The 13,282-nt window shown below is 74.0% G+C and carries 10 protein-coding genes; 3 read left to right on the top strand and 7 right to left on the bottom strand.

Going from position 1 to position 13,282, the window contains the following annotated elements:
- Positions 1-19: 19 nt before the first annotated feature.
- Entirely contained in the window at positions 20-478 is a 459-nt protein-coding gene (locus ACF9IK_RS33245) for a DUF4158 domain-containing protein (protein ID WP_395297778.1), read from the top strand.
- Here the strand turns inward: ACF9IK_RS33245 and ACF9IK_RS33240 are convergent.
- The 3 genes from ACF9IK_RS33240 to ACF9IK_RS33230 all read right to left on the bottom strand — a co-directional run bounded on the left by ACF9IK_RS33240 (position 451) and on the right by ACF9IK_RS33230 (position 3,304).
- Entirely contained in the window at positions 451-1,362 is a 912-nt protein-coding gene (locus ACF9IK_RS33240; RefSeq protein ID WP_395297777.1) for an SDR family oxidoreductase, read from the bottom strand. The two genes, ACF9IK_RS33245 and ACF9IK_RS33240, sit on opposite strands and share 28 nt — an antisense overlap.
- A complete protein-coding gene (locus ACF9IK_RS33235; protein ID WP_395297776.1) occupies positions 1,359-1,976 on the bottom strand; it encodes a TetR/AcrR family transcriptional regulator in 618 nt (205 codons plus the stop codon). The genes ACF9IK_RS33240 and ACF9IK_RS33235 overlap by 4 nt, the downstream gene beginning before the upstream one ends.
- 584 nt (positions 1,977-2,560) lie before the next feature.
- Positions 2,561-3,304 carry a hypothetical protein gene (locus tag ACF9IK_RS33230; protein WP_395297775.1) on the bottom strand — a complete coding sequence of 248 codons (744 nt, stop codon included), beginning with the start codon at positions 3,302-3,304 and terminating at the stop codon, positions 2,561-2,563.
- Between the two features lie 710 nt (positions 3,305-4,014).
- On the opposite strand from ACF9IK_RS33230, the gene ACF9IK_RS33225 reads away from it, so the two are divergent.
- On the top strand, positions 4,015-5,352 hold the full coding sequence (locus ACF9IK_RS33225; RefSeq protein ID WP_395297774.1) for an ALF repeat-containing protein: 1,338 nt from the start codon (positions 4,015-4,017) through the stop codon (positions 5,350-5,352).
- A 75-nt stretch (positions 5,353-5,427) separates the two neighbouring features.
- On the opposite strand, the gene ACF9IK_RS33220 is transcribed toward ACF9IK_RS33225, so the two are convergent.
- The 4 genes from ACF9IK_RS33220 to ACF9IK_RS33205 form a co-directional block, all read right to left on the bottom strand.
- A complete protein-coding gene (locus tag ACF9IK_RS33220) occupies positions 5,428-6,057 on the bottom strand; it encodes a rhodanese-like domain-containing protein (protein WP_395297773.1) in 630 nt (209 codons plus the stop codon).
- Positions 6,058-6,270: 213 nt separating this feature from the next.
- Positions 6,271-7,719, bottom strand: coding sequence for an IS1380 family transposase (locus ACF9IK_RS33215; protein WP_395292754.1), 1,449 nt, complete (start codon positions 7,717-7,719; stop codon positions 6,271-6,273).
- A gap of 119 nt (positions 7,720-7,838) precedes the next feature.
- Positions 7,839-8,582: a sulfite exporter TauE/SafE family protein gene (locus tag ACF9IK_RS33210; RefSeq protein ID WP_395297772.1), complete on the bottom strand. Its 744-nt coding sequence runs from the start codon at positions 8,580-8,582 to the stop codon at positions 7,839-7,841.
- Between the two features lie 287 nt (positions 8,583-8,869).
- Positions 8,870-10,261 carry an MBL fold metallo-hydrolase gene (locus ACF9IK_RS33205; RefSeq protein ID WP_395297771.1) on the bottom strand — a complete coding sequence of 464 codons (1,392 nt, stop codon included), beginning with the start codon at positions 10,259-10,261 and terminating at the stop codon, positions 8,870-8,872.
- A gap of 739 nt (positions 10,262-11,000) precedes the next feature.
- On the opposite strand from ACF9IK_RS33205, the gene ACF9IK_RS33200 reads away from it, so the two are divergent.
- On the top strand, positions 11,001-13,148 hold the full coding sequence (locus ACF9IK_RS33200; protein ID WP_395297770.1) for a restriction endonuclease: 2,148 nt from the start codon (positions 11,001-11,003) through the stop codon (positions 13,146-13,148).
- Positions 13,149-13,282: the final 134 nt, after the last annotated feature.

Genomic DNA, 13,282 nt, shown 5'->3' with positions numbered 1-13,282 from the left:
TGCAGAAGGGGTCCATGACGTGATCTCGAAGCCCCGATCCGGCCCGCCGGACACCTACCACTGCCAGCCGCCACCTGTCCCCGGTATCGGGTTGCAGGGCTTCGGGATGGCCTCGGTCGAGCGGACCGCGTATCCGCGATTCAAGCGGCTGATCACCGTGCGTGAGCTCCTGTTCTTCGCGACGAACCGGCAGGAGATGGAGTGGGCGGCGGCCCGGACGGACTCGGACGGGCACCGGCTCGCGCTGCTGGTGCTGAAGTCCTGCCGACGGATGGGGGTGCGTTCCGCGGTGGGAGGGGTCACGGAGACGGTGGTCGACTTCGTGCGGCGGGCCGTGGAGCTGCCGGAGGGCGTGGTGGCCGGCCGCGGCGCGGAGAAGACGGCGAAGAGCGGCCGGGCGCCGGTAGGGGACTTCGGTACAGGATCACGCTGGCGCGTTGCGCTGCGGTGTCACAGAGGGTCTCCCAGCGGCCCGTGATCCTGCTCCAAGGAGTCGGCCCAGTGGGCGGCGAAGTCCGGCTGTGTGCCGTCGGCGTCGGTGAACCCGTATTCCTTGTAAAGGTCCCAGGTGGCCAGGGCCCGCCCGCTCTTGGCCATGACGTCAGGGTCGGCGGCCAGCGCGGCAACCGCACGGCCCAGGTAGGCGGGGGTCTCGGAATGGGCGAAGTCCGGGTCCTTGGCCGCACCGTCCCGCCAGTTGGCCTCGGTCACTCCGAAGTGCTCCAGCATGGCCTCCGAGCGCAGGAAGCCCGGTGTGATCGCAACGGCCGCGATCTCGTGCGCCTTCAACTCGGCGGCCTGCGCGACGGCGAGGCGGATCACCGCGGACTTCGCGAGGTCGTAGAAGAACGAGCCCCGGTAGCGGGCGGTGTTTCCGTCGGTGACCTCCACGACCAGACCGCTCCTGCGGGCGACCATCAACGGAAGTGCGAACCGGCTGGTGATCACGTGGGTCTCCACCGCCCGTCGCAGCAGCCGGAGTCCGGTATCGAGGTCCTGTTCCCACAACGGGTGCGTCCAGTCCGTCAGCCGGTCCCCGCCCCACACGGAGTTGACCAGGACGTCGAGCCGCCCGTCCTGTTCGGTCGCGATCCGGTCGACCAGGGCACGGACTTCCTCCGGGCGGCTGTGGTCGGTGCGGACGGGGATGCCGAGGCCGCCGGCAGCGGTGACCTTCTCGGCGGTCTCCTCGATGGTTTCCGGGCGGTCCAGGTCGGAGCGTGCGGCCATGGTGCTGCGGCCGGTGACGTACACCGTCGCGCCGGCTGCCCCGAGCTCACCGGCGATACCCCGCCCGCCGCCTCGGGTACCGCCGGCGACCAGGGCCACCTTCCCTGCCAACGGCCGTGTGGCGGTCATCATGATTCCTCCAGGTCGTGACTGCGGCGGGGCGGGATGTGCGGGGCCAGTACGTTGTCGAGCTCTTGCCGGAGCCGCCGCGCGAGGGTGCCTTGGCGATCGAGCGCCCACGTGAGGCCCGCGCCGGCGGTGATCGCCTGGACGGACCCGGCCAACGCTGCGACGTCCGTCCCGGGTCGGAGCTCGCGTGCGGAGACGGCCTCCGCCAGCAGTGACCGGATCACCCGGCCCTGGGCCTGGTGAACGGCCAAGGCGTGCTCGTGGAGCTGCGGATCCGCGAGGTCCGTACACAGGAACGCCAGGTGGTTCGCGAAGCTCTCAGGCGTGGCCATCGGAACCATGGACTCCACCACCAGCGCAGCCAGCGCCCCGAGCACCGATTCGTGTTCCTCCCGCACCCGCCCGTGGAGCACGTCCGCATCCTTCGCGGACTGCTCGGCGAGTGCCACCAGCAGGCCGCGCTTGGATCCGAACCGCTGCACGAGGGTGCCGGGCACCAGCCCGACCTCGCGAGCCACGGCAGCCAGCGTCAGCCCTGCAGGACCCACCCGGCCGATCACCTCGGCCGCCGCACGCAAGATCACTACATCCTCGACCCCTCGGGGACGTCCGGCCACCGCCACTCCCTCATTAATAAATGCCCGTTCATTCATTAAATCCGGCGATCGTCCGCACGGCAACCGGCGTCAGTCGCGAGCGTGCCCGCAGTCCTGTCCGTGCTTGCCGAACTCCGGCGTGAGCCGATCGCGCTCACCGCGAGCGGCGGACGCGCCGCCGCCCGTGCCCGGGGCCGCCGCGGAGGGCGCCAGCTCACGCTCGAACCGGGCCCGGCATGACCCACCGCGCGATCGCCTCGCCGGTCTCCGACCGCGCAGCCCGCCGGGCCGACCCGCCGCAGGCCGAGCACCGAACTGGCGCTCGCCCGACAGGCGACCTACTGATCACCCGTCAGCCGACCCGAGTGGCCGGCACGCCCCAACCTCAATCGCCGACCGGGTCGTTGGTCGGCCGCGGCCTCGTCCACGACGGCGAGCCACGCTACGAGAACGGTTCTCACTGCCTGGGCGACTTGTGCTAACGCCTGCAGGTCTTCGCGGCATCCGGTGTGGGGCCTGCATGGAGGCTCGGAACAGGTGATCGTCGGTGATACGGACAAGGCTACCCGCGCGCATCCACCGCGCCGGCCACGCCCGGGTACCGCTCAGCGGCGGTCGGCACCGAAGGTCTCGCTCTCGCGCAGTACCGCCAGCGCGAAGGCGAGGCGCTTGTCCAGCCAGCCATCCCGCTCGACGAAGTACCAGCGCCGGCTGTCGGTGCTGCGCGGGAAGGTCAGCACCGCTTCCCCGTACTCCCTGTCCGCCTCCTCCGCCTCGGCGCCCACCGCCCAGACGACCGGCTTGAGGTTCGCCCCGGAGTCCGATGCTTCATCGGACCCGAAGGACAGCAGGGAGTCGACGACCCCGTCGAGGACATGGCCCACCCCGCGCCCCAAGGCCGCCCCCGGGCCGCCCCTCGCCCAGTTGCGGGGCGCCACGACGGCCGGATGCCCATGCTGTTCCATCCACAGGCCGTGCTGGGCGAGCCGCTTCGCGACCGGGGTGCGACGGACCGCGCCGAACTCCCGGCCGGTGGCATCCGTCACCGGGTAGCGGTCGGAGCGGTCCGGGAGCACCGTGCACAGCAGCTGCCGGTTGCCCTCGCCCTCGAAGAGCCGGAAACCACCCTTTGACAGCGGTCCGGCAGGCTCCACGGGGACGATGTAGACGCCGGGGACCATGTACTCGTCGCCCCCGCGCTTCCTCATGAACCGGACCGCGTGGGCGCCTTCGCCCCGCTTCGACTTGCGGACCGTGTGTCTCGTCATCCTGCCCACCGTGAACTGGGTGATCTCGTCCCAGTGCACCGCCTCGAAAGGCTCGTCCCGCCTGTTCCTTCCGAACGCCATCAGCTTCCCCTCCCGGTCCCCGGATTCCTCTCCGGCGGCACGAGAATACGAAACCGACTGCCCACGCCCGCGGTCAGCAGCCCCGGTGCGGCCCCGCCGGGTTCAGCTCGCCCATGAGACGTACGCCCCCGGCGACCGCACACGACCACCGGCGAAGTCCGTTCCACGGAGAACTGGCGACGGTTGAATACGCGACCTCACCAGCACCTCAGGCCGAACCGGCCTCGCGCCAGAAGCGGACTCGCACCAGTGCCAGTCGTGGTCAACAGTCAGTTCAGAACCCCGTTCCCAACCCCGACCCGACGAGGGGGGCCGGGAGCCCGGCGACGGAGGCCAGGGCGAAGCCTGGTTCCGCACCAGTCGCGCGGCGCCAAGCGCCTTCACATTTCCAAGATCACAGACTCCTATCAGTGCTGGATCCCTGTGAGGGCGGGATGCCGGGGCAGGTGGTCCGGCAGCCACACCACGGGGTCGGCCGGCTGGCCCAGGTTGTCCTGCGCGAACGCCTCTCAAGTACCCGCGGCCGCCGGAGTCGCGCGCCCGGATGTGCGGAACGCCGTACTCCGTCCGCCGGATCTCGGGGGGCAACCGCCGCGCTCCAAGAGCTCCTCGGCGCCCGCCTGTCACAGAACTCGTCGGTATGACGACAGTGTCAAACGATCTATGCTGACGTGCGTTCACGATCGCTCCACATGAAGCAGGTTTCGCGCATGAAGTTGCCCAAGGTCTCGGCGGTCATCGCGGCTGCCGTGCTGGCGCCCGTTCTGCTCCAGTCGCCGGCCTCCGCCGCCGACAACCCGCAGCCCGCCGGCGTCACCGGCCCCGACACCATGTCCGACGCCGCCGACGATCACGTCACCGCCCAGGAGAAGAGCGATCGCGCCGAGATCGAGCGCATCCTCGCCGACAAGGAGACCGGCCGCGGCGTCCGCGAAGCCGCCGAGAAGGCCCTCAAGGGCACCGCCGCCGACCTGCGGCAGTTCCTGACGGTTGAGATGCAGAGGGCCCAGCAGGACGACGACCGCGTCAGGCTCTCCCGGATCATGGCCCAGGGCGGCCCTGCCGTCCAGCGAGCGGCGAGCAAGGCGCTCGACGGCACCTACGCGGATGTCGTCCGCTTCCTCAAGGAGGGCCAGTACACCGCCCGCGCCGAGGACCAGGACCGCGCCGAGATCGAGCGCATCCTCGCCGACAAGGAGACCGGCCGCGGCGTCCGCGAAGCCGCCGAGAAGGCCCTCAAGGGCACCGCCGCCGACCTGCGGCAGTTCCTGACGGTTGAGATGCAGAGGGCCCAGCAGGACGACGACCGCGTCAGGCTCTCCCGGATCATGGCCCAGGGCGGCCCTGCCGTCCAGCGAGCGGCGAGCAAGGCGCTCGACGGCACCTACGCGGATGTCGTCCGCTTCCTCAAGGAGGGCCAGTACACCGCCCGCGCCGAGGACCAGGACCGCGCCGAGATCGAGCGCATCCTCGCCGACAAGGAGACCGGCCCCGGCGTCCGCGAAGCCGCCGAGAAGGCCCTCAAGGGCACCGCCGCCGACTTCCGCCACTTCCTCCAGGTGGAGCTGGAGAAGCAGCGGCAGGACGACAACCGCGTCAAGGCCGCCCGGATCGGGGGCGCCGGTGGCCCCGCCGTCCGCAAGGCCGCCGACAAGGCGTTCAGCGGGACCTACGGGGACATCCTGTACTTCCTGAAGGAGGGCCAGTACACCGCCCGCGCCGAGGACGAGGCCGCCACGGCCGCCGCGGCCGCCGCCAGGGCCACACAGGAGAAGACGGGCGAACAGCAGCCCCGGCCCCAGAGCGCCACCGCCGCGCAGGAACAGGCCGGCACCCGGAGCGCGCAGACCGCCGCCGTGACCACCGTCTCCAACCCGGTCACCGCCCCTGCCCCGGTCTTCACCGGCACCACCGGCACCACCGGCACCGGCCAGCTCGCCGCCACCGGCGCGGACGGCCTCGGCTGGGAGGCCGGCGGCGCCGCCGCGGCCGTCGCCGCCGGCGCCGCACTCGTCGCCGTCAGCCGCCGTCGCGCCAGCCGGAGCTGACGCTCCGGCACCGCACCCCACGGCGCCCCGGCCACCGGGCCGGGGCGCCGCTGCGTACGGACGAGCAGCCCGGCGTCACGACCCGCTGGGCGCACCCGGCTCGGAGCGCCCCGCGCCGAGGGCGGCCAGGGTGGCGGCCAGGTCGTGGCGGTGGCCGGGGCGCGGGCGGTTGTACGGGAGACGCGACAGCATCGCGCCCATCGCACAGCTGTTGGTGGCGGCGGAGTACAGCAGGCCCGCGCCGACCGCGGCCGAGAACCAGCGCGTACCGGGCAGCACCGGGTCGACGAGCAGGCCGGCCAGCACCAGGCCGCCTGCGGTGAAACGGACCTGACGGTCCATCGGCCATGGTGTCTCGGCGGGTGCGTCCTCGGGACGGTGGACGGCGTGCCCGGTGGCGGCCCAGGCGGACGTGCCGCCGACGAGCGTGGCGGCCGGTATACCGGCGGCGGCGAGCTCCGTGCAGGCGCGGCCGGAGCGGGCCCCCGAGGCGCAGACCACCAGCAGCCCGCCGCGCCCGGCGGCCTCGCGCAGCGCGGGCAGGGCCCGGGCGAGCTGGTCGAGCGGGACGTTCAGCGCGCCGGGGACGTGGCCGGCCGCGTACTCGCCGGGGGTGCGGACGTCGACGACGGTGAGAGTGGACAGGCGTGGGTGGGCCTGCTCGGGGGTGAGTGCGGTGGAGGGCGGCACAACGGGTTCCTGCACAGCGGCTTCCTTACGTGGTGGAGAGGGGGCGGGGCAGGAGGGGGAGCTCAGACCCGAATCCGCAGGTAGTGGCCGACGGTCCGTCAGTTGATCTCTGTGCTGGCCGTTGGCCCGGGTTCAGGGTTTCCGGGTAGGCCGACGGTCCGGCTGTCGTGCCGGGTGGACGGCTTTCCAGGGCGGGGATGGGTGGTTCGGGCCGGTAGGGGCGGTAGGTCAGGTGGCCGTCAGGTGCCGGTGGGCTCGAATCCGGGCCAGCGTGTTGGCGATCAGCTCGCGGGCTTCGGCGGTGAAGTGGAGTTCGTGGCGGCGGGCGGTCGTGGTCCAGCGGGCGGCGCGGCGGATCAGCAGCCGTCGCACGGTGGCGATGCGGCGGCGGGCCCGGCCGATCGGGGCGAGCGTCTGCAGCCAGGCGGTGAGGTTGTAGGCCAGCAGCGCGCCCCACATCCACATGCTGTTGACGGCGTGGGAGCCGGACGGCAGGTGGTTGAGTCCGGCTCCGTGCGCGGTGTCGCGGAACAGTTCCTCGATCCTGGTGCGGCGGCGGAACTCCCACTCCGCCACCGCGACCTCCTCGTCCAGGTCCAACGGCTCGTTGGTGGCGATGAACGAGTAGGCGTATGCCTGTTCCTCCAGGCCTTCCAGGACCAGGGCGAGCTGGTCCTTGCCGACGGTGCGCGAGCGGCGCGAGCGCGGGTCGGCGGACAGTTCGGCGGCGTCGTAGCGCACCCGTCGCGCGATCACCCGGGTGCCTTCGGGCCAGCCGGGTGGCGCGTAGTCCAACAGTGCGACCTGCGCGGCCGGGTAGTCCAGGGCGTCGATCCAGTCGTCGACGTGCACGGCGGCCACCGCCCGCCACAGCGGTCGGCTTCGCGGTACGGCAAGCCTGAACAGCGCCCGGCGGGCGACGATCTTCTCGGCGACCCTCCCCGCGTAGTAGCCCGTATCGCCCTGGATCAGGATCTGCCCGGTGGCTCCGGCCGTGCGCACGGCGTCCACGGCCCGGTCGATCTGGGCAGGGGCGACGGTGCGGCCGTCCGAGCGGCCGTCGAGGAGATCGGCGGCCAGGACGGTGCCGGCCTGGGCCCAGTGCGCGGCGTGCACCCGCCCCGAGACCTCGCCCTTGTAGGAGCGGACGACCCGTTCCTTGCGGGTGGAGAACACCTCGACGTCCTTGGCGTCCAGGTCGATAGTGACCGACCCGGACAGGATCGGGGCCCGATCCCTGGCCGGCAGCGCGGCGAGCGCGCGGGCGGTGACCTTGGCGCACGCGGTCTCGATGCCCTCGCGCTGCACCTGGCCGAAGCGTGCCGCCAAGGTGGCGGCGGTGGTCGCGGCCGGGAGTGGCGCGGGCAGCAGCCCCTCGCCCACCACGTCCGCGCGCAGCCGGTCGAAGCCGACCAGGTGGTCCTCGCCGGTCAGCTGAACCACCGCCGTTGCCAGCGCAAACTCCCCACCCGACAGGCCCCGATCACGTACCTTGACCGGCCCGATCCCGGCATCAAGAGCGGCCGTGACCCCCAGCACCCGGTCCAGCTCGGCCACCAGCACCAGGCCGCCGTTCTCGGTCAGCGACCCGTCCACCCCACCCACCCGAGCGTCCAACCTGGTCCAGCGCCCGCCGGAGGTGCGGGAGGCGGTACGACGACGCGATATCTTCTTCACCAGACAGGTGTCCTTGCAGGTTGAGTGGTTAGGCGTAGAGAACCTCGATCATCTCAAACCAGCACGGGCACCTGTCGCCGTATCAGCCCGACGTACGCCGCACTACCTGCGGATTCGGGTCAGAGGACCGCGTCGGCGCCCATGACGGCCGCGACGGCCAGCAACAGGCCCGCGAAGACCCGCTGCAGGGTGGAGCCGGAGAAGCGGCCCGCCAGCCGCTTGCCGTCCCAGGCTCCGAGCACGGCGGCGGCGGTGAAGGGCGCGATCACCGCCCAGTCCAGGCCTGAGCCGGCGCCGCCGCGGGTGGCGAGGGAGGCCGAGGCGTTCACGGCGATCACCGGGAGGCTGGTGCCGACGGCGGCCTCCATCGGCAGGCCGACCGCGGTCACCAGGGCCGGCACCGCGAGGAAGCCGCCACCCACTCCGAGCAGTCCGGTGACGGCGCCGAGCCCGGCCCCGGTGGCGGCCGCCCGTGCCGGGCGGGCCGTCACGGCCTCCCGCTGCCGGGCCGGGCGCAGCATCCGGATCGCCGCCAGCGCCGCCACCAGGGCGAAGGCCGCTGTGAGCAGCGACTGTGGCAGTCGCGCGGCGGCGGCTCCGGCGAGGGCGGCGGGGACCAGCCCGGCGGCGGCGAAGGCGAGGGCGACGCGCCAGCGGATGTTCCCGGCCCTGGCGTGGGCGACGATCGCGGAGACCGAGGTGGCCAGGACGATCATCAGCCCGGCGGTGGTGGCGGCGGCCGGGCTCAGCCCGAGCAGGTAGATCAGTGCGGGGACGGCCAGGATGCCGCCTCCCCCGCCGAGGCCTCCGAGTACGAGCCCGACCACGGCCCCGGCGGCGAGGGCCAGTACCACGGTGATCACGTGCACCGCCCGGGGTGCGGGGCCGCGGGACGCGGGGGGCCGACGCTGCCCGGCCCGGGCGGAGCGCCCGCGGGTACGGCCCGGGGTGTTCGCCCGGCCGCGCCGGGCCGCGGGCGCCGGGCGACCGTTCGGCGGGCCGAGGGCCCGGGCGATCGGGCGGAGGGCGGTCGGGAGGCGTGACGTCGGGGGCCGTGAGGGAGGTGCATGGGCGTGGCTCCGGGTGGTGCGGTGGTACGGGCAGTGCAGTGGGTGCCGCCAGGGCAGGCGGTGCCGGCGGCGCGCGCCGCTCAGGCGCCCGCCGCGCCCTCGGCGCCGGTGGTGATCGGCAGCCCGGCCTCGTCCGCCGCTCCGAAGCCGTCGTCGACGGCGACGACCTGCCGCCCGGCGGCGTCCAGCAGCGAGGCGGCGATCCCGGCGCGCGTGCCGCCGGCGCAGTGGATCCAGAGGACGCCCTCGGGCAGTTCGCCGCTGCGACGGTGCAACTGGTGCAGCGGGATGTGCAGCGTGCCGTCGATCCGGCCGGCGGTCCGTTCGCCGTCGCGGCGGACGTCGAGGACCAGCGGCGGCTCGTCCTCGGTGAGCGCCTTCGCCAGGTCGGCGAAGGTGGCACGCCGGAACGTGCGCAGCTGCTCGCCGGGGCGCGGCCAGCCGACCGGGTCGCCGGTGGCCGCGGCGGCGGGGCGGTCGATGCCGACCCGGACGAGTTCGCGCTGGGCGGCGGCCAGCTGCGCCGGGCTCTCGGCGAGCAGGGTGACCGGCTTGCCCCAGGGGATCAGCCAGGCCAGGTAGGTGGCGAGCTTGCCGTCGCCCTCGAAGTTGAAGGAGCCGGCCAGGTGCCCGGCGGCGAAGGCGGCACGGGCGCGCAGGTCGACGACCCACTCGCCGGCGGCGAGGCGCCGGGCGAGTTCGGCGGGGTCGGCGAGGCTCGGCGGGGTGAGGTCGACCGTCGCGGGCCCGGCGCTGTTCACCGGGCCCATGTGAATGTAGTAGGCGGGGATGTCGTCGAGGCCTGCGAGCAGGTCGGCGACGAAGGTGTCGACGTCCTTGACGAGCGCGTCGTTGCGGCGCCGTTCGGCACCGACGGTGGTGGCGTCGGTGCCGGCCTGACCGGCGGAGCAGAAGCTGCCGAAACCGTGGGTCGGCAGGACGGGGACCTCGTCGGCCAGCTGGTCGGCGAGGCGGTGGGCGGAGGCGTGCTGGGCCCGGGCGAGCCTCTCCGTGAGCCGGGGCTCGACCAGGTCGGGGCGGCCGACGGTGCCGATCAGCAGGGAACCCCCCGTGAAGGCGGCGACGTCGCGGCCCTGCTCGCTGAGGACGTAGGCGGTGTGGTGCGGGGTGTGGCCGGGGGTGGCGACGGCCCGCAGGCTCAGGCCTGCCGCCGGGTCGACGTCGAAGTCGTCGCCGTCGTGGACCAGCACGCGCCGGTAGGAGACGTCGGCCCCGGCGGGGACGAGGTAGTGGGCACCGGTGAGCCGGGCCAGTTCCAGTCCACCGGTGACGTAGTCGTTGTGCACGTGGGTCTCGGCCACGTAGGAGATACGGACGCCGCGCCTGGCTGCCGCCGCGATCACCTGGTCGATGTCGCGCGGCGGGTCGACGGCGACCGCCCCACCGGGGCCGCCGGCGAGGTAGCTGCGGTTGCCGAGGCCCTCGATCTCCAGGGTGTCGACGAAGAACACGTGCTCGCTCCTTCTCGCAATGTCTCACGGTGTACCCCCAGGGGTATATGACTTCGACTGTAGCAGATACCCCCCGGGGCATCCTGGCGGTCGAGCGCGACGGCTACGGCCACATCGGGACCGGCACCCCCCCGGACAGCCCCCGGTCCCGACGCACGCGCCGGCGCCACCGCCCCCGACGCCGGCCCCGCCACCCCCGGCGACCTCGCGCTCGTCCTGCGCCTCACCGCCGAGAGCCTGCACGGCGCGCCCGACGCCGCCGGACCCCGGCCGGCCCTGCTTTCCGGGTCACCGGCCACGCCGAACCGCCCGGCCGCCCCGCCGTACGAGTGGCGCTGGCACGCGGACGTCCGCTCGACCTCCCACCGCGCCCACTCCCGAGGGGACCGGCGCGGCGCACCGCCCGGGCGAGGATCGGTCCCGACCAGCGCGAGGATCCCCTTCGTGCACGCGTACCGCTCGACCGACCCGGCTCCCCCGGCCCCACCCGGCCTGCGATCGCGGGGGAGTCCGGCTTCGACGAGGCACCGCAGGCCTTCCACACCTCCGCGGACCGGAAGCCGGTCGGCGAGATGCCGCCCGATCCGCAGGGCCGGCCGTGACCCTCTCCTGACGCCGCCGCAGGTCACAGGGGGCTTCGCCGGTTCGCCCGTTCACGTTCTATTGTGGCGGGCGCGGTGGGCGGCGCGGTCGGGAGGCCGGCGCCGCGCCGGTCGGGTGCGGAGCGAAGGGGTGGACGGTGGCGGGGCGGCGGAACGACGGGGTGCTGACGGTCTGGGCGGAGGCGCAGCGGCAGCAGCAGCGCCGGGAGGAGGCCCGCTGGCGCGCCGAGGCGGCCGAGGAGCGGCGCCGCGAGCGGGAGGCCCGGGAGGCCCAGCGGGCGGCGGCCCGGGGCGAGCGCGAGGCGCTGCGGGCGTACCAGCAGTCCCGGGAGGCCGAGGCGGCCCGGCGGACGGCCGAACTGGACGGCCGGATCGAGGAGTTGCGCGGGCTGCTGGCTGCCGGGCTGGGCCGACCGGCGTTCAGCCCGCAGGCGCTGCTGGCGCCCCGCACGCTGCCGCCGTTCGAGCCGGGCCGGCTCGGCGAGCCGGTGCCGATGCCGGACCAGGCGCGCTACCAGGTACCGCCGCCGGACCCGGTGCAGGCGCGCAACCCGGGGGTGTGGCAGCAGTACGAGCAGTACGTGGCACAGGCCCGGGCCCGGTTCGAGCAGGACTGGTACGCGGCACAGGCTGCGGAGGCGGACCGGCAGCGCCGGCTGGCCGAGTACCACGGCCAGTACCTGGAGTGGGTGGCCCAGCACCGCCGGCAGGACGAGGAACGGGTCGCCGGAACCCGGGAGTTGCTGCACCGGCTGCGCGCCGGCGAGGCGGAGGCGGTGCAGGAGTACTTCAGCGCCGTGCTGTACGGCTCGGCGGGCTGGCCGGAGGGCTTCCCGCACCGGCTGGTCGCGGCCTGGGAGGCGTCCACCCGCCAGCTGGTGGTCAACTGGGAGCTGCCGGCCGCGGACGTGGTGCCGTCGAGCGCGCGGGTGCGGTACGTGAAGTCGGACGACCGGGAGGCCGAGGTGGCCCGCCCGGCCACCGAGCGCAAGGCCCTCTACAAGGAGGTGCTGGCGCAGAGCGCGCTGCGGGTGGTGACCGAGCTGTTCCGGGCGGACGGCGACGGGCTGCTGGCCTCGGTGGTGCTGAACGGCTTCGTCCGCGGGATCGACCCGGCGACCGGCCGGGAGGCGGAGAGGTTCCTGTCCACGGTGACGGTGGACCGGGCCGAGTTCGCGGGGCTGGCGCTGGACCGGGTGGCGGCCGTGGAGTGCTTCCAGGGGCTCGGCGGCAAGCTGTCGGCCCGGCCGGAGCGGCTGGACGAGGTGCGGCCGGACCGGCTGCCGGAGACGGTCGGCGGCAGTGTGGCCGGGCAGGGCGAGGAGGAGGAGCCCGACCTCTTCGAGATGGACCCGATCGAGTTCGAGGAGCTGATCGCCGAGCTGTTCCGGCTGCGCGGGTTCCGGGTGATGACCACCGCCCGCAGCGGCGACGCGGGCGTGGACGTGGTAGCGGAGGACCTCGATCCGGTGACCGGCGGACGGATCGTCATCCAGGCCAAGCGGTACCGCTCGACGGTCTCCCCCACCGCCGTGCGCGACCTGGACTCGACGGTGCGCCACCACGGCGCCATCAAGGGCATCCTGGTGACCACGGCCGGATTCGGGCCGGGCTCCTACGAGTACATCCGCAACAAGCCGCTGACGCTGGTGAGCGGGCCGGAGCTGGTCGAACTGCTGGCGGAGCAGGGCCTGCGCGGGCGGCTCGGCGGCGGCGGGTCCGCCGCGCCCCGGCGGACCGCCGCGGCGGACGCCGCCGAGGCCGCGGAGCCCGCCACCACCGTGCGGCTGTCCTGGCAGAGCCGGACGGCCGGCGGGGACGCGGTGGAGCTGGACGTCTCGGCCTTCGTCTGCGCGAGCGGGCGGGTGGTCGGCGACGAGCACTTCGTGTTCTTCAACAACCCGCAGGACCCGGACGGCGCCGTGCGCCTCCACCCCACCCGCTCGGTGCCCGGCGAGCCGGTCCGGACCGCCGAGCTGACGCTGGATCCGGAACGGCTGCCGGCCGGGGCGGACGAGGTGGTCGTCGCGGTCTCGACCGAGGAGGAGGACCCGCCCGCCCTGCCGCTCGGCTACGTGCACGGGCTGGCCCTGACCGGCTCGTACGGCCCGCACGCCACCGGGCCGGAGCGCTGGGTGGCCACGACGGGCGGCATGCCGGAGACCGCGATGCTGGTCGGCTCCTTCCAACGGCGCGGCGGCGCCTGGACGTTCACCCCGTCCGGGAAAGCGGTGACGGGAGGGCTGGCCGGCCTCGCCGTGCGGTGGGGCGTCGCCATCGACTAGCCCGGGGGCCGGGGCCCGCCGAGGGCCGGCCCCGGTCCGCAGCCCCAGGGGTCTACGGCCTCGGGGACCGTGGCCTCGGGGGTCCGTGTCATACCTGAGGAGGAGAGCGCTTCCCGCCGTCCCGCCGGGACGGC

Origin of the sequence: Kitasatospora hibisci (assembly GCF_043950205.1) — a bacterium.
GTDB classification, from domain to species: domain Bacteria; phylum Actinomycetota; class Actinomycetes; order Streptomycetales; family Streptomycetaceae; genus Kitasatospora; species Kitasatospora hibisci.
Note: the sequence above shows the minus strand (reverse complement) of the source record. Positions and strands in the feature narration are given on the sequence as shown.